At 48.7% G+C, this 16,211-nt stretch carries 15 protein-coding genes and 1 other annotated feature; of the genes, 12 read left to right on the forward strand and 3 right to left on the reverse strand.

The features are described from left to right. The first annotated feature begins 29 nt into the window (after nt 1-29). From C3B52_RS09130 to C3B52_RS09150, 5 genes are all read left to right on the forward strand, one after another. Nucleotides 30-1,784 (forward strand): hypothetical protein, encoded by a 1,755-nt coding sequence (locus C3B52_RS09130; protein WP_201264862.1) that lies wholly within the window; start codon nt 30-32, stop codon nt 1,782-1,784. A gap of 158 nt (nt 1,785-1,942) precedes the next feature. Continuing rightward, the gene (locus C3B52_RS09135; RefSeq protein WP_103105764.1) at nt 1,943-3,478 is read left to right on the forward strand and encodes a spore germination protein; all 1,536 of its coding nucleotides are present in this window, start codon (nt 1,943-1,945) and stop codon (nt 3,476-3,478) included. Beyond that, complete coding sequence (locus C3B52_RS09140) at nt 3,475-4,635, forward strand: GerAB/ArcD/ProY family transporter (protein WP_103105765.1); 1,161 nt, start codon at nt 3,475-3,477, stop codon at nt 4,633-4,635. The genes C3B52_RS09135 and C3B52_RS09140 overlap by 4 nt, the downstream gene beginning before the upstream one ends. Next, entirely contained in the window at nt 4,628-5,788 is a 1,161-nt protein-coding gene (locus tag C3B52_RS09145) for a Ger(x)C family spore germination protein (RefSeq protein WP_103105766.1), read from the forward strand. Before C3B52_RS09140 ends, C3B52_RS09145 begins: the two co-directional genes overlap by 8 nt. Before the next feature lie 13 nt (nt 5,789-5,801). Further along, on the forward strand, nt 5,802-6,953 hold the full coding sequence (locus C3B52_RS09150; protein ID WP_103105767.1) for a GerAB/ArcD/ProY family transporter: 1,152 nt from the start codon (nt 5,802-5,804) through the stop codon (nt 6,951-6,953). Nucleotides 6,954-6,987: 34 nt separating this feature from the next. Here C3B52_RS09150 and sspI read toward each other — a convergent pair whose 3' ends face one another. Beyond that, the gene (gene sspI, locus C3B52_RS09155; RefSeq protein ID WP_103105768.1) at nt 6,988-7,230 is read right to left on the reverse strand and encodes a small acid-soluble spore protein SspI; all 243 of its coding nucleotides are present in this window, start codon (nt 7,228-7,230) and stop codon (nt 6,988-6,990) included. Nucleotides 7,231-7,400: 170 nt separating this feature from the next. On the opposite strand from sspI, the gene C3B52_RS09160 reads away from it, so the two are divergent. Continuing rightward, the gene (locus C3B52_RS09160; protein WP_103105769.1) at nt 7,401-8,054 is read left to right on the forward strand and encodes a potassium channel family protein; all 654 of its coding nucleotides are present in this window, start codon (nt 7,401-7,403) and stop codon (nt 8,052-8,054) included. 2 nt (nt 8,055-8,056) lie between these two features. Next, complete coding sequence (locus tag C3B52_RS09165; RefSeq protein ID WP_103105770.1) at nt 8,057-8,884, forward strand: TrmH family RNA methyltransferase; 828 nt, start codon at nt 8,057-8,059, stop codon at nt 8,882-8,884. On the opposite strand, the gene C3B52_RS09170 is transcribed toward C3B52_RS09165, so the two are convergent. After that, nucleotides 8,881-9,597, reverse strand: coding sequence for a DUF2225 domain-containing protein (locus tag C3B52_RS09170; RefSeq protein WP_103105771.1), 717 nt, complete (start codon nt 9,595-9,597; stop codon nt 8,881-8,883). The genes C3B52_RS09165 and C3B52_RS09170 overlap by 4 nt on opposite strands. 229 nt (nt 9,598-9,826) lie before the next feature. Beyond that, nucleotides 9,827-10,111: a binding site (T-box leader), on the forward strand. Nucleotides 10,112-10,161: 50 nt separating this feature from the next. On the opposite strand from C3B52_RS09170, the gene pheS reads away from it, so the two are divergent. From pheS to larB, 5 genes are all read left to right on the forward strand, one after another. Then, nucleotides 10,162-11,196, forward strand: a complete 1,035-nt coding sequence (gene pheS / locus C3B52_RS09175) for a phenylalanine--tRNA ligase subunit alpha (RefSeq protein WP_103105772.1) — start codon at nt 10,162-10,164, stop codon at nt 11,194-11,196. Nucleotides 11,197-11,211: 15 nt separating this feature from the next. Next, on the forward strand, nt 11,212-13,635 hold the full coding sequence (gene pheT / locus C3B52_RS09180; RefSeq protein ID WP_103105773.1) for a phenylalanine--tRNA ligase subunit beta: 2,424 nt from the start codon (nt 11,212-11,214) through the stop codon (nt 13,633-13,635). Nucleotides 13,636-13,716: 81 nt separating this feature from the next. After that, nucleotides 13,717-13,992 carry a cell division protein ZapA gene (gene zapA, locus C3B52_RS09185; RefSeq protein WP_049737698.1) on the forward strand — a complete coding sequence of 92 codons (276 nt, stop codon included), beginning with the start codon at nt 13,717-13,719 and terminating at the stop codon, nt 13,990-13,992. Between the two features lie 72 nt (nt 13,993-14,064). After that, complete coding sequence (larE, locus tag C3B52_RS09190) at nt 14,065-14,931, forward strand: ATP-dependent sacrificial sulfur transferase LarE (protein WP_103105774.1); 867 nt, start codon at nt 14,065-14,067, stop codon at nt 14,929-14,931. Beyond that, nucleotides 14,924-15,670 carry a nickel pincer cofactor biosynthesis protein LarB gene (gene larB, locus C3B52_RS09195; RefSeq protein WP_103105775.1) on the forward strand — a complete coding sequence of 249 codons (747 nt, stop codon included), beginning with the start codon at nt 14,924-14,926 and terminating at the stop codon, nt 15,668-15,670. The genes larE and larB overlap by 8 nt, the downstream gene beginning before the upstream one ends. 105 nt (nt 15,671-15,775) lie before the next feature. Here the strand turns inward: larB and C3B52_RS09200 are convergent, their stop codons facing one another. Then, entirely contained in the window at nt 15,776-16,150 is a 375-nt protein-coding gene (locus C3B52_RS09200) for a phage holin family protein (protein WP_103105776.1), read from the reverse strand. Between the last annotated feature and the right edge of the window lie 61 nt (nt 16,151-16,211).

The following is a 16,211-nucleotide window of genomic DNA, read 5'->3' on the forward strand; positions in this document are numbered from 1 at the left end:
TCCATCTAGCAGATAAGGGGATTGATTCAATGAAAAAAGAGAAGAAGCAGAGAGTCATGAGTACGTTCCTTGCCACAACCCTTGTATTTGGTGCACTTGTACCGATTACAGCGGTTGATGCATCGACACCCGCGAAGTCAGATACGTTTGTGGCACCGCGAACTGGACTCAATGTAAACGCACCAGATGCACCGGCACCCTATCCAAAAGAAGACCACAAGCTATTGCCAGGGGAACCAGCCGAGCCAGCGCCTGGAACCTGGGGATATGATGTCAAGACAGGAACATTCACGCACCCAACTGCGACGCCAGATAACGAGGGCCCTCAGCCGTTCAATGGCAGCTTGCCTTATTTGGACCAGAACCAGTACGTGAAAAATATGAATGTCGAAGCATTTTACCCGTATGTGGCAGGGTGGGGCCACAGCTGGCAGGCGACCTTTGATCTGAATGGCAAGCGGTATCTGTATGACTATGAAACGACCATGTACAACGTCTTTGATATTACCGATCCGAAAAATGCCAAACGGATAGCGTACAAAAGCTTCGATACCAAAGTAGAGCATCAATTTGGTCCCATGACAATCAAGTATAACAAAGAGCTGGGCAAGCTGATCGCTGTTCAGGTATACGAAGTGCCTCGCTATGGAGTCCTGTCGAACAAATACACCAATCCAGAAGAGGTTCAGGCGATTAAAGATCGAAAAATGCTGCGCGGATTCCGTATCTATGAAGTAACGAGCCCGTTGTTCACAGAATGGAAGCTGCTCTCCGAAACTGCGCTTGATCCAAAAGCAAAGCCAGGTGACGAGGTTCAGGAAGGCTCTGGTGGCTTGGATGTGCCTGTATACACCGGTGACAAGTATTTGTTCATTGCAGGCGCGCCGGATGACAGCTTTTCCAATACTGAGTACAAGAGCTATCTATACTCCGCAGGTCAATTGGCATTTGACGTCTCAGATCCTGCCAAGCCAAAACGATTGGATACCTGGTGGGTGCCTGGACAGCGCAAGGGAGAGGAAGAAGCCTACAATAAAAACCCTCGTGCTGGTAACAAAACCACCTGGATGGGTGCCAGAATGCCGCTATTCATTCCAAAGCCAGTGGAACAAGGCGGAAAATACGGGTATGCAGCAATGGGAGGCTACGGCTTCTGGGTCGTCGATATTACTGATCCAAACAATATGAAAGCTGTTGCTCATATTGACATGCCAATCAGTGCAAGTGGTACCGAGGGAGACAATATCGATGTCACCAAGGTAGAGACGACAGGCATGGTTTACTACAGTGGATACCCATTGGGTGAGGATTGCCACGAGCCGTACAAGGACATTTATGCGATTGACGTTCGTGATCCACTGAATCCAAAAATTGCGTTTACTATGCCGCGGCCAACTCCACCTGGTGATGCGCCATTCACAGATTACTGCCAACGTCGCGGCAGCTTTGGACCAAAGCGTAGCGGTTATGCAGCGATCCAGCCTGGAACACCGAGCCAAACAGTGATGCCGTACGCGTTCTACAATGCGGGTGTGCAGGTTTTTGATCTGAAAAATCCGAGCAAGCCAACGATCGAAGCTTACTTTGTTCCAAAAATGTCTGGTGAATATTTGAGCAATGACGGTAAGGGCAAAGAAATGAGCGAGCATTCCAACCCAGTCCACAGTATTTTTGTTGAATGGGATCGCAATCTTGTATGGGCGTTTTCGAATCACGGCATCTACGTCTTGTCTACGCCTCTTTTAGGTGAGGCGAAAAGTGGTCTACCGATAAATAAACGCTAACATATAAAATGAAGGTTTATTCGATTTACAGGTCCGGCTTATTGCTGGATCTTTTTTTGCTTTATGCAGAACATATAAAAAGGGATTTCATTTCCTTTCTTGGGTACACTATCCGTACTCCTAGTCAGTGCAGAATAAGGAACCAAGGGGGGAGTGTGTTGAGCCAATTTTGGAAAGCGTGGCAAAGACGGAAGGATACTCTTCAGGAGCAGACATTGCAGCAGCACTCGAATAAAAGCATGGAAAGCGTGGCAGATATAGAACTCACGACAAGTGTAGACGACAACATTACCTTGATCGAGCGACAGTTGGGAAAATGCGATGACCTAGTTGTCCGGCGTTTTCCGGATAAGTTTGGTGTAGATTGTGCCATCGTTTTTCTTGATGGAATGGTCGATCGGAATATTATTAGTGAGTTTATCATCACCAATATGACCAATCCCCAAATTACTTATGATCATCCAGCATCGAATGAACTGGAATCGACTGACGGTTTGCGGCAAGTCATTCGCAATATCCTCTCAGGAAGCGCCGTCCTCATGCGTAATGGAGAAAAAAAGGCGTACTTGAATAATACGCGAGGATGGGATCGCAGAAGTGTGGAGGAACCGCAGACGGAGTCAGTTGTTCGGGGGCCGCGAGACGGTTTCTCCGAGACACTCTGTGTCAACTCTGCCTTAATCCGCTTTCGCCTGAAGGACCCCAATCTCAGGGTACGCCATCTCGTAATAGGACAACGTACGCAGACAGACATCTACGTAATGTACATCGAGGGCCTAGCCCATCCGCCTATGGTAAAAGAAGTGTTGTCACGTATCGAGAAAATCAATGTAGATTCGGTTCTGGAAAGTGGTTATATTGAGCAAATGATACAAGACCACAGATGGTCGCCCTTTCCCCAACTTCAAAATACGGAGAGACCGGATAAGGTCGTAGCCAACCTGTTGGAGGGCAAGGTTGGCATTCTGGTTGATGGGACGCCTTTTGGACTAATCGCTCCAGCTGTTTTCTCTCAGTTTTATCAGAGTCCCGAGGATTATTACGAACGGTTTTACATTGCGACTTTAATCCGCTTTATTCGGATCATCAGTATCTCGATTGCGCTTTTGCTGCCATCTCTGTACATCGCTTTTAGCGCTTTTCATCCAGAGATGATCCCGTCCCGTCTTGTGATCGCCATGGCGGCAGGCAGATCGACCGTACCGTTTCCTTCTCTAGTAGAAGCTTTGTTCATGGAGCTTGCTATCGAGATTTTGCGGGAAGCGAGTGTACGGCTACCTGGCCCGATTGGACCTACCATTGGAATCGTAGGGGCGCTGGTTGTAGGGGAAGCGGCCGTATCAGCTGGTCTAGTCAGTCCTGTCATGGTCATCATCGTCGCGGTAACTACGATCGGATCATTTGCCTCCCCCAGCTATAGCGCAGCCATTGCGATTCGGATGCTGCGCTTTCCGGTCATGCTCCTAGCTGGGATGTTTGGACTGTATGGGATTATGCTTTTTTTGATCGTTATTCTGATTCATTTATCATCGATCAAGTCGTTCGGTGTCCCGTATATGTCCCCACTAAGCCCGCTCAATATGAAGGGGATGAGGGATTTATTCATACGCGCACCCCATCATTTGATGAAAACCCGCCCAACCATGTTCCATGTACATGATGAAGTACGCATGAGAGAGGATGAGAAGCCGTGAGTAAGCAGGACGTGAGCAGCCGACAACAAACGTTTTCCTTATGGCAACTGACGTCCTTGATTACAAGCACACTAATTGGTGTAGGTGTGCTAACCTTGCCACGCTCTACATCTTCCGTCTTGTTTGAAGCAGGATGGATGTCTCCTGTTTTTGGTTCCGTTGTCGCGATAATATCCATCTGGATGATTGCCAAGCTAAGTCAACGTTTTCCCGGAATGACGTTCATTGAATACAGCCCTATCGTCTGGGGAAAAAAAAACTATCCGAAAATCGGAAAATGGCTCAGTATGCCATGGATTCTCGGTTATCTTGTCTTCCTATATTCAACAACGGCCATCGTCGCCCGCATTTTCGGAGAAGTAGTGGTCACCTCTGTCTTGCTCGATACTCCGCTGGAGGTCATCATTATCTCCATGTTTCTTCTTGCATTCATCTTATGCCTTCATGACGTGGAAGTGGTAGCACGAGTCAATGAGCTTCTTTTTCCAATGATCTTGTTCCCAATCCTGTTTATCGCTCTTGCTTCCTTCCAAAAAGCGGAGTGGAACAATATCCTTCCGCTTTTTCGCGTACCAGCCAAGTCTCTTTTACAGGGTAGCTACGAAGCGATTTATTCTTTTTCAGGTTACGAAATCATGCTAATCTTCTTTGCTTACGCTCATGAGAACAAAAGCAAAGTAAAGGCAGGTTTTTACGGAATCGGCATTGCGATGATTGTATATACCTTGATCGTGGTAGCAGGCATCGTCGTGTTCGGGTACGAAGAGCTACAGCGGGTTGCTTGGCCTACTCTTGAGCTGGTGAAGACCACTCAGGTTCCAGGGCTCATTCTGGAGCGGCTGGAATCAGCTTTCCTGGCAGTATGGGTCACTGCCGTATTCACTACAGTTGCAAATGCTTATTACGCTGCTATGTATGGTATACGCCAGCTGTTCAATAAAGGCATTGTGTTTCAGAGGGTTATCTCCGCAATCCTGTTCATCCCTCTATACTACATTGCCCTGTGGCCGCAAAATATCGTGGATATTTTTCGAGTGAGCTCATTTGTGGGTATATTGAGTCTCTTCCTCAATCTTGGCATCCCTACTCTCTACCTGATAGTAATCCTCATTAAAGATTTTGCATCAAAACAAAAGGAGAGAAATGCAGATGGCTAGATGGTGGCTTCATTTGGCAGTTCTGATGGTTAGTCTCTCTCTTCTGACAGGGTGCTGGGACAGGCGAGAGCTTGAGGAACGCACTTCCGTACTTGCTATCGCGGTTGATGTGGTAGAGGGAAGAGAGGATTTGTACAAATTGACGGTACAGATTCCAATCCCAATCAAAATTGCAGGAAGCAGTGGGCAGGGCGGAGGAGGAAATGCCGATGCGGTAAAAATCATGAGCGTGACCGGCAAGACCATTCTCGATGCCAACAACAACTTGCAGTTGCGCTTGAACCAAAAGCTGTTCCTGGGCCATACCCGCGTACTCGCTATTAGTGAAGAAGTAGCAAAAAAAGGAATCGGAGACATCATGGACAGCTTTCGGAGGGAGCCGCAAATTCGACGACTGATGTGGCCAATCGTCGTCAAAGGAGAGGCAGCAACCTTACTCAAAATCAAACCCCAACTAGCGCAAATTCCTGTTGTGTTCCTGATGGATTTAATCGAAAACGGCGCTAAAATGGGAACCATCCCCGATCAAACCCTGGTAGATTATTTCAATCAGACCTCCAACAAGACGATGCAACCGTTTCTCAATTATGTGCAAGCGAGTGAAACGGAGGTAAGGTGGAGCGGTGTAGCTGTTTTTCGTGGACATAAAATGGTGGGCACACTCAATGATATCCAGACATGGTCGCTTCTACAGCTCAGAAATGAAGATCGCGGAGGAGATATCATCATCCCGTTACCAAATCCAAAGGGTGGTTACGTCACTTTCCGTCCCCATTTCGTAAAAAAGAAGCTAGAGCTAAAAGGAAGCCACATAGCAGGGGAAAAAAATCACAATGGACATGCAGCAACCTTTTTCTGCGAGCTTCAGGGGGACATCGTGGAAGTCACGGCAGATCTCAACCTGCCTCCTGAAAAATTCATTAAGCAAATGCAGGTATTAATCAAAAAAGAAATGGAATACAGAGCTAGAAAGCTGTTTCAGCAGTTGCAAAAGGATTACAACAGCGACATTCTAAAGCTCGGACTTGCTCTTAGAGCCCACCACTACCGAGATTACTGGGAAAAGCACGACTGGGAACATGATTTCAAAAATTTCCCAATTCGTGTTGCCTATACGATTAAGATTCGCCGCTTAGGGATGGAAATGCAATAGGAGCGCGATGGAAATGGGAAATCAAACGCGATACATCAGTACATGGCAATTGATATCCATTCTGATCAGCTCGATGATCGGGGTGGGGATACTAACTATGCCGCGTACAACTACCGCGACACTGTATCAGATGGGATGGCTGGGTCCGATTGTTGGCGGGATGATCACCCTGTTTCCGCTGCTGGCGATCGTCTACTTAAGCAAGCAATATCCGGGGCTCACCTTTGTCGAATACAGTCCGCTTGTTCTTGGCGGACGTCGTAATCCCCGATTGGGAAGAATGCTCAGCTATCCCTTGATGTTTTTGTTCATCTCGTTTCAATTTATGAACGCGGGAATGGTGGCACGCGGATTCGGGGAGGTAATCGTCACAGCGGTGCTGTTGGAAACGCCGCTTGAGATGATTCTGCTTACCTTGTCCCTGATTGTTTTGTACCTTTGTATGTTCGAACCGGAAGTGTTGGTCCGGATCAATGAGCTCTTGTTTCCGATCATGCTCATTCCCATCTTCCTCATCCCGTATGTGACATTCAGCACCGCTAGCTGGTACAATTTACTGCCGCTGCACATTGATTCGTGGAAAGATGTCATGGGAACAGGGGTAGGTGCATTTTCACTGTATACGGGGTTCGAGCTGATGATGATTTATTTCGGGTTGGCGATGCCGGGAGCCAGAATCGCTTTGACTAGCTGGGTTGGCTTGTGTTTTGCTGTCCTGTCGTACACCCTAACCGCAGCAGCGGGCATTGTCGTATTTGGCTACGAGGAGCTGCAGCATCTTATCTGGCCCACGCTAGAGATGGTCAAGACCGCGCAAAGTACCGGGTGGTTTTTGGAAAGACTGGAATCCGCCTTTCTCACGATCTGGATGGCGTCTGTGTTTACTGCCTTCGGAAATATGTATTATTCAATGATTTACGTCATTCGTTTGTGGTTTGGAAAGGGGCTAAGGTTTCAGCGAGTCACCGCCACTATCCTCATGTTCCCCCTCTTTTACTACTCGCTGTGGCCGCAAAACATTGTTGAGTTTTTTTCTCTCGTCAAAAAGCTGACTTACTATGGCTACCTGACAACGGTGTTTATTCCTATTCTCTTGGCTCTCCTGCACTGGTGCAAGCAGTCTACAAATCCATCTGTGGAAGAAAGCAAAAAGGGAGAGACATAGCATCTCTCCCCTTGCTTTTTTTCCATATACATCTTTATGATAAGATGGGTTTTTCCGCTTGCTCAGGCAGGTGGGAGGCAATAGTCTGTACGATCTCCTGACGAGAGGAAGCATCACTGTTCTGCCACAATACTTCAAACAGGACGCCAAGCCCAGGCAAGGTTTTTTCTTGACCACTGCTGATAGCATCACTGATGGTCTCCTCCACAGCACCTGAATCTGAGCCCTGCATTTTGTACATAATGGCTTGACGCAAATTGAGTGAGGCAATGTTCATAACCGTTCTAACACCTCTCTTATGGGAATCAAATTCTGGATTAGTATTTGTCATGGATAGTTTGCTCATACCCTTTTGTAGCACTGGTTTGGGTTATGCTATACTATCTGAACGTATGATAATTTCCTAGGCCCCTAGGGCAGTCGGCACGATGAAGGAGTAGATAAGGGATGTCTAAGCAATTTGCCATTATTGGAATGGGGCGCTTTGGTGCCAGTGTGGCTCGTACCTTGTATGAAATGGATTATGAAGTAATGGGCATCGACGAGAATGAAGAGCGTATCAATGAAAATATACAATTCGTGACCCATGCGGTGGCAGCCGATTCCACGGATGAGCGAGCTTTAAAGGAAATCGGCATCCGCAACTTTGATGTGGTGGTCGTTGCGATCGGGGTAGATATCCAGGCAAGCATCCTGACTGTTCTCACGTTAAAGGAGCTTGGCGTGAAAAAGATTGTGGCAAAGGCCCAAAATGAACGCCATGGACAAGTCTTGTACAAGGTTGGAGCAGACCGCGTAGTGTTCCCTGAGCGGGATATGGGTGTGCGGGTTGCCCACAATTTGATCTCTGCGAATGTCCTGGACTTTATTGAGCTGGCAGAGGATTACAGTGTGGCTGAGGTAGTGGTATCTTCCAAAATGGTTGGGAAAAACATGCGCCAGCTAGACATTCGTAAAAAATATGAAGTGAACGTGATTGCGATCAAAAGTGGCGATAAATTCAACATCGCACCAAGCCCGGATGATCTCATTCAATATGGCGACGTTCTTGTCGTGATCGGAAATAATAAAGACCTAAAGGCATTTGAGGAGCGCGCATAAGCATGGCACATGAACTGATTACTTCCGTACAAAATCCGCTGGTCAAGCGGCTGCATCAATTACTGGATCGAAAAGGACGCGAGGAACAGGGGCGTTTTCTCGTTGAGGGTGCGCATCTCGTGGAGGAAGCGCTGAAGAGTGGGGCGGAGGTAACTACCATCCTTTATGACAACGATCGCGATATGGACCCTGCCTGTCGGCGCGCGCTCGAAAATCATCCGCTTGATGTTCATGTAGTGGCGGCCTCTGCTGCGGTGCTGGGCAAGCTATCCGAAACGAAGTCGCCTCAGGGCATCGTAGCCGAAGTAAAAAAAACGGCAGCAGACTGGGACCAGTGGCTAGATCAAAAGAGAAGCTCGGGCGATGATTTGCTGGTTCTGTTTCTCGACGAAATTCAGGACCCTGGAAATTTGGGAACGATTTTGCGAACAGCCGAGGCAGCAGCGATTGATGCCGTGGTGCTGGGCAAGGGAAGTGTAGACGTATACAACGGCAAAGTCGTCCGTGCTACGATGGGAGCGTTGTTCCGCTTGCCTGTGTTTACCGGCTCCTTAGCGGAGACCGCATCGCAATGGAGAGCGGATGGAGGCCGTCTTCTCGTCTCCTCCTTGCAAAAGGAGAGCGTTTCTTATGACGAGGCAGATTATTCGAAACGGACTGCGATTGTTATCGGCAACGAGGGCAGAGGCGTGTCGCAGGCACTGATGGACGAGGCAGATCAATTCGTACATATTCCGATTTACGGACAAGCAGAATCGCTAAACGCTGCCGTCGCAGCAGGCATTTTTGTTTTTGAAGCACAAAGAAATAGAAAAGATCGGCTGCGCTAGCCGATCCTTTGTTCTTTTTTCTCCCTGTACTCCTCGCGTGCGACCTGCCATTGATCCTGAGCCATCCGGATGATTCCGCTTTCGATCGTATGATTGCGGAAGGCAAGTGCTTTCCCGAAATACTTGATGGCGAGGTCGAATTTCTCCAAGCGGCGGTAAAGCTCGCCAATGAGATACAAAAGACGTACCTCTGACATTTCCTTGTCACTGCGCAAATAGTCGGTATGTATGTAAGATTGCTCGTATTCATCGACGGCCATGTCGATAAAACGGATTTCTTCATCCGTATTTTCTTGCGAGCGGTACAACCAGGCAAGACGCAGATACAGTCCTGCTTTTACAGCGTGAGGCTGGTCTGTCAGCTCCGCAGCGTATATCGCCAGCTTGTAGCTAACAATGGCTTCGCCCAGCGTTCTGATATGGCCGAAGTCCTTTGGTGTCCATTTTGCAGAAATTTGTTCGTCGACGACCTGCTTTTGCCAAGGGGCGAGCTTGTCTCTGAACTGATCCGAAAAAGCAAAGCCGCACTGTGGACAAACACTTACCGTATAGTAAATCGGATTTAAGGATTGCTCCGTGAATGTGGTGTAAAAATCGCTATCTCTTTTGACCATCGTCAACGTGCCGCTTCTGATGCGCTTGGTAGTAAAGGTAGCCTCACAATGACGACAGCGGCAATTTTTATCGTAGAGGGCGGAAACATTAACAATCATGTCAAAAGTCCCCTTTCTTAACGTATAGGAATTTATATGCGTGGCGCTTATAAATTCTGGAGCGCATGAAAACCTTCCACTAAAATGCGGTCGCTCCTCATGCAGGCGGCCTCGATAGAGGTTTTCTTAATAAAAAAGATGTGACTAGGGAATACTAACAAGATGAAACATTTGTAGAATTGAAAGTTCACTCTTATTGCGCTATAATTTTCCTACGTCTTGATTATAACGCAAAGCGATGACGGAGACTAGTACGCAGGACCTATATGTTTTTCAGGGAGAAGATGCCGTAGACTGAGAGCATCTTTAACATCATAGCTGCAGAAATTCACTCCAGAGCCGCACTCTGAACCGCTTTTGGCGCAGTAGGAGCAGCCGGGTCATTCCCGTTACCAATGATCTTAAGTGAGACAGAAGTCTTGCCCTAATTGGTGATATTGTCACAGACATGTCACAGCTGGAGCTTTTGTCTAACAAGGGTGGTACCGCGAGAAAAAAGTAACTCGTCCCTTTTTGGGGCGGGTTTTTCTTTTTTTCCAACACATGATAAAGGAGCGATATGAAGTGCAAACTCGGTTGCATGAAATGAAAGAGTCCGCACTGGGCCAAATCAGCCAGGTGACGGAAAGCTCACAGCTGCAGGATTTGCGTGTCAAATACCTGGGGAAAAAAGGGGAGCTGACAGAGCTGCTCCGCGGGATGGGCAGTCTGTCCCCAGAAGAGCGTCCTGTAGTAGGCCAACTGGTCAATGAAGTGCGCGAAGCTTTAGAAGCGGCTTTTTCCGGAAAACAGCAAGCGTTTGAACAAGCAGAGCTGAATGCCAAGCTTTCGTCCCAAACCGTAGATGTAACGCTGCCAGGCAGACCAGTACCAGCTGGAACGATGCATCCACTTTCGCGCATTATTGAAGAAATCGAAGACATTTTCATCGGACTCGGCTTTGAGGTCGCAGAGGGTCCAGAGCTTGAGACAGACCATTTCAACTTTGAAATGCTCAACCTGCCAAAAGGTCATCCGGCTCGCGATATGCAGGATACATTTTATGTAACAGACGAACTGCTGATGCGTACGCAGACCTCCCCGGTGCAAGCTCGTACCATGTTGAAAAAAGAAGGCAAGACACCGCTCAAAATGATCTGTCCGGGTAAAGTGTATCGCCGTGACGATGACGATGCTACCCACTCCCACCAGTTCACACAGATTGAGGGACTTGTTATCGATAAAAAAATCGGGATGAGCGACTTGAAAGGAACCCTCTTGACCTTTGCTCGCCAAATGTTTGGAGAAAACCAACAAATTCGCCTGCGTCCGAGCTTCTTCCCGTTTACGGAGCCAAGTGCTGAGGTTGACCTGCAATGCTTCAACTGTGGTGGAGATGGCTGCCGTGTATGTAAGCAAACAGGCTGGATCGAAATTTTGGGCTCCGGTATGGTGCACCCGCGCGTATTGGAAATGGCCGGCTACAATCCAGAGGAAGTCAGCGGATTTGCTTTCGGGATGGGCGTAGAACGGATTGCCATGCTGAAATACGGCGTAGAGGATATCCGCCATTTTTATACCAATGACGTGCGTTTCTTGCGTCAGTTCAACCGAGGATAGAGAGGAGAGGCGAAAATGAAGGTATCATACCAATGGTTAGCGGAATACGTGGATTTAAGTGATACGAACCCGCAAGAGCTGGCAGAGAAGCTGACTCGTTCTGGGGTTGAAGTAGATGCAGTGGAATCGCGCAATGCAGGGGTCTCTGGCGTTGTAATCGGTTATGTAAAAGAGCGCAGCAAGCACCCGGACGCAGATCGTCTGAATGTGTGTGTGGTCGATGCAGGACAAGGAGAAGACCTGCAAATCGTGTGTGGCGCACCAAACGTAGACAAAGGACAAAAGGTACTGGTTGCTTTGATCGGTGCAAAGCTGCCGGGTGGCCTGAACATCAAGCGCTCCAAGCTGCGCGGTGTAGAATCCCAAGGGATGATCTGCTCCGCAAAAGAATTGGGCTTAAACGACAAGCTGCTCGCAAAAGACCAGCAAGAAGGCATCATGGTCTTGCCGAGCGATGCTGAAATCGGGATGGACGCGATTTCTTACCTCGGATTGGATGACTATGTATTGGAGCTGGGGCTTACACCGAACCGTTCCGATTGCCTGAGTATGCTGGGAGTAGCATACGAAGTAGCTGCCATTTTGGGCAAAGAAGTACTGCTGCCACAGATTGAACTGAACGAAAATGGTGGAGACAACCCACTGCAAGTCAAAATCGAAGCGACAAACGAAAGCTATCAATATAACGGACGTCATTTCACGAATGCGAAGATCGAGTCTTCTCCACAATGGATGAAAAATCGTTTGATGGCTGCAGGCATCCGTCCGATCAACAACGTAGTAGACGTTACCAACTACGTATTGCTCGAATACGGTCAGCCATTGCATGCATTTGACGCAGCTCAGGTAGACAATCGCTCGATCATCGTACGTCTGGCTGGTGAAGGCGAAAAGCTGGTAACACTGGATGACCAGGAGCGCACGCTGGATGCTGAGACATTGTTGATTGCTGATCCGACAAAAGGCCTGGCGATCGCTGGGGTCATGGGTGGAGCCAACTCCGAAATTACAGGAGAAACAACGGAAATCATTTTGGAGGCTGCTTGGTTCACGCCACAGACCGTTCGACGTACAGCGCGTTCTTTGGGAATGCGCACGGAAGGCTGCGTACGCTGGGAAAAAGGTGTTGACCAGGCGAGAGTAGAAGAGGCTGGCGAGCGTGCTGCTTCCTTGATTCAGCAATTGTCTGGAGCAACTGTCTCCAAAGGCATCGCAAAAGCAATCGTAAAAGAAGCAACACCTGCTGTCGTAAGCGTCTCTCTGCAAAAAATCAATCAACATTTGGGCACCTCGCTGGTTGCTTCCGACGTATCGCCGATTTTCGATCGTTTGCAGTTCCCGTATGAGGCCTCCAATGATACATGGACAGTAACGGTTCCAACCAGACGCGGAGACATTACACTGCCTGAGGATCTGGTAGAAGAGGTTGCACGTCTGTATGGCTACGACAACATCCCGACCAGCTTGCCATCCGGCTCTACTACACAAGGTCAATTGACGCCCGAGCAGCAGCTGCGCCGCATTATCCGCCATCATTTGATTGGTGCTGGTCTGAACGAAGCGATTTCTTATGCATTGGTTCACCCTGATCGTGTAGAAGAAGTATCAGGTCTGCATCAGGAAACGGTTAATCCAATCAGCTTGCTCATGCCAATGAGTGAAGAGCACAGTGTACTACGCACGAGTCTCATCCCGAGCTTGCTTCAAACCATCGCGTACAACAAGAACCGCCAAAACCAGGACGTTGGTATTTTCGAGCTGGGTCGTGTGTTCCTGACAACAGAAGAAGCCCTGACACAGCTTCCTGACGAGCGACTCTATGTAGCAGGTGCCTTGACTGGTCAATGGCTGCCGCCAAACTGGATGGGTGCCAAGCAGCCTGTAGACTTCTATCAGGCAAAAGGCGTTGTAGAGTCCCTGCTTGCACGTCTTGGAATCAAAGCGGCTGAGTTCAAGGCAACAGCTGAACTGGCAGGCATGCATCCAGGCCGAACTGCCGAAGTATGGGTAGGCGAGCAGCGTCTCGGGTACTTGGGGCAGGTTCACCCGGGAACAGAAAAAGCGTATGATCTGTCCGAAACGTACGTATTCCAGCTGGATGTAGCACAGCTCATCACTGTGGCAGCTGAGGTAGGCCATTACAGTCCATTGCCGAAATTCCCTGCAGTGACTCGTGACCTTGCACTTGTTGTGGATCGCAGCGTACCTGCCGGAAATTTGGAAAAGGCAATTCGCGGGGCAGCTGGAAGCCTGCTTGAATCCTTGACTCTGTTCGATGTATACACGGGCGAGCGGATCGCAGAGGATAAAAAGAGCATGGCCTTTGCACTTGTATTCCGTCATGCTGAGCGGACACTTCAGGATGAAGAGATTCAACAAGTGACGACTGCTGTCATTGAAGCGTTGAAGAACGATACAGGTGCAGAACTCAGAATGTAGTATGGCTTGACGAAATCTGACATTTTCAGTAACCTAAATAGGATACAGTAGAGCAAAGGTCGCAGTAGGGAGGAACCCCTCGTGCAAGTTGATGGGAAAAATCGTTTGACGGTGGATATCTTCGGCCAACAATACCGGCTCAGTGGCAAGGCAAGTGTCAATCACATACGCATGGTGGCCGGTTTCGTTGATGACAAGATGAACGAAATCGCAAACGGCAATCATCGTCTAGACACGGCCAAGATTGCGGTACTCTCTGCCGTTAATATTGCGGATGAATACTTCCGCTTGCGTCAAGAGTACGAAGAACTGCTGAAGATCCTTCAGGAAGATGCAAATGGAAAAAAGATAGATTAAGGGAAAAGAGGGGCTTTTGCCTCTCTTTTCACTTTATACATAAACCGCTTGGAAGAGGGGGAAGAAAACGCCATGAGTGCAAATGACCAACAAGCGCTGGAAACTGTCATTGCGTCCCTCAGCGAAAAAAATAAACAGCTGGGCAGGATTTTACGGGAAATGGGTACAGTGCTCGTCGCTTTTTCGGGCGGTGTGGACAGTACGTTTTTGCTGGCGCGGGCTGTAGAAGAGCTGGGAGATCGTGCTATTGCGGTGACTGCTGCATCCGAAACCTTTCCGACTCGGGAATTTGAAGCAGCCAAGCATTTGGCAGCCCAGCTTGGCGCTCGCTTTGTGACTACCGAAATTCGTGAGATGGAAAACCCCAATTTTGTCTCCAATCCAGTAAACCGCTGCTTTTTTTGCAAGGATGGTCTATATGAGCATTTGGGAGTATTAGCTGAAAAAAATCAATGGCAGGCCATCATATGCGATGGAGCAAACGTGGATGATCAGGGAGACTATCGCCCAGGGCGCGTAGCAGCAGCAGAGCGAGGTGTGCGCAGTCGACTGCAAGAGGCTGGATTTTATAAGGAAGATATCCGTGCGTTATCAAAAGAAATGGGATTGTCAACGTGGAACAAGCCGTCGTTTGCCTGCCTTTCCTCCAGAATTCCCTATGGCTCGCAAATTACGCTGGAAAAAATAGATCAGGTCGATCGAGCAGAAGGATACTTGCTCAGTCTAGGCTTTCATCAGGTAAGGGTCCGTCATCATGATACGATTGCCCGAATCGAAGTAAGTCCTGAAGACTTCAGTCGAATTCTTGAACACCATGAACAGATTAATCAGGAATTGCAGAAAATTGGCTTTTCGTATGTGACACTTGATTTGTTTGGCTATTTAACAGGAAGCATGAACTCGGTACTAGCAAAGGACGTGAAAAAGCTGCATGGCTGATATCAAAGCGATCTTGGAGCAAGTAAAGGCAGGTCAATTGAGCATCGAGCAGGCCGAAGAACAGTTGACGGGAGCAAGTCGACTGGATTACGCCACGTTGGACCTGGATCGGGCAGGCAGAACGGGCTTTCCTGAAGTCGTATACGGGGCAGGAAAAAGTGTTGAGCAGCTCATCGGGATCATTGACAGGCTGCAAGCCCATCAAGAGCTAGTTTTGGTTACACGGGTAAATGATGATCAGGCTAAGCAAGTGCTGGAGCGGTTGCCTGATGTACAATACATCGAGGATGCAGGATTGCTCGTTTCCAGTCGTGGACCAATCGTCCCGCAGCGACCAGGCTATGTAGCGGTAGTTGCCGCAGGGACATCTGACTGGAAGGTAGCTCAGGAGGCTGCCTGGACGGTACGCTGCTTTGGCAGCGAAGCCAGAGTCATCGCAGATGTAGGGGTGGCTGGCATTCACCGTTTGTTTCACCGCTTGGAAGAGATCAGAGGGGCATCTGTCATCATCTGTATTGCAGGGATGGAAGGAGCGCTCACGAGCGTAGTGGCTGGTCTCGTAGACAAACCGGTAATCGCCGTTCCTACCAGTGTAGGGTATGGTGCCAATTTTGGGGGTGTGGCTGCGCTTCTCGCTATGCTCAATTCATGCGCAAACGGAGTCGCGGTTGTCAATATTGACAATGGATTTGGCGCAGGCTATATGGCAGGCATGATCCATCGCCAGACGGACAAATAATAACAGCTTAGACAACCTGGCTGCGTCAAGCCTTTTGACCAAGCTGCGGTTTGTGCAAAAAAAGAGCCAACCCGTTTGATCCGGGTGGCTCTTTTTCCCATATCATTACGTTTCTTGTTTATTGCCGGCGTCTCCATTGTGCAAGTCCATATGCGTCTTGATCGGGATAAAGAGGTCGATAATCCCGATGACCAAAGAGGCCAAGAGCGCTCCCAATATGGTGACGTGGAAACCGGAAACAATAAACTGAGTCAAGTAAATAACTACGGCACTGACCAAAAAGCCGATGATGCCACGATTATAAGGGGAGATGCGATCCCCGAACATGGCTTCTACGACCCAGCCCAAGAGGGCGATGACAACCGCGGCTAGAAACGCAGTCCAGAAGCTGCTTACAGAAAAGCCGGGAACTAAAAACCCGACAAACATCAGGACTACGGCAGCGACGATAAAGCGGACAATATGGCGCATGATCGTCAAGTGTACTCCTCCTTTGGGATTGTTTCATCTTCATTGTGGCTATTTGGGTGTCGAACTATGC

Origin of the sequence: Brevibacillus reuszeri (assembly GCF_002897295.1) — a bacterium.
Taxonomy (GTDB): domain Bacteria; phylum Bacillota; class Bacilli; order Brevibacillales; family Brevibacillaceae; genus Brevibacillus; species Brevibacillus reuszeri_A.

Bases quoted from the DNA above. Each gene is read 5' to 3' on its own strand.
- C3B52_RS09130 (WP_201264862.1), top strand. From the start codon at position 30: ATGAAAAAAGAGAAGAAGCAGAGAGTCATGAGTACGTTCCTTGCCACA.
- C3B52_RS09145 (WP_103105766.1), top strand. From the start codon at position 4,628: ATGGCTAGATGGTGGCTTCATTTGGCAGTTCTGATGGTTAGTCTCTCT.
- C3B52_RS09150 (WP_103105767.1), top strand. From the start codon at position 5,802: ATGGGAAATCAAACGCGATACATCAGTACATGGCAATTGATATCCATT.
- sspI (WP_103105768.1), bottom strand. From the start codon at position 7,230: ATGAACATTGCCTCACTCAATTTGCGTCAAGCCATTATGTACAAAATG.
- C3B52_RS09160 (WP_103105769.1), top strand. From the start codon at position 7,401: ATGTCTAAGCAATTTGCCATTATTGGAATGGGGCGCTTTGGTGCCAGT.
- C3B52_RS09165 (WP_103105770.1), top strand. From the start codon at position 8,057: ATGGCACATGAACTGATTACTTCCGTACAAAATCCGCTGGTCAAGCGG.
- C3B52_RS09170 (WP_103105771.1), bottom strand. From the start codon at position 9,597: ATGATTGTTAATGTTTCCGCCCTCTACGATAAAAATTGCCGCTGTCGT.
- pheT (WP_103105773.1), top strand. From the start codon at position 11,212: ATGAAGGTATCATACCAATGGTTAGCGGAATACGTGGATTTAAGTGAT.
- larE (WP_103105774.1), top strand. From the start codon at position 14,065: ATGAGTGCAAATGACCAACAAGCGCTGGAAACTGTCATTGCGTCCCTC.
- larB (WP_103105775.1), top strand. From the start codon at position 14,924: ATGGCTGATATCAAAGCGATCTTGGAGCAAGTAAAGGCAGGTCAATTG.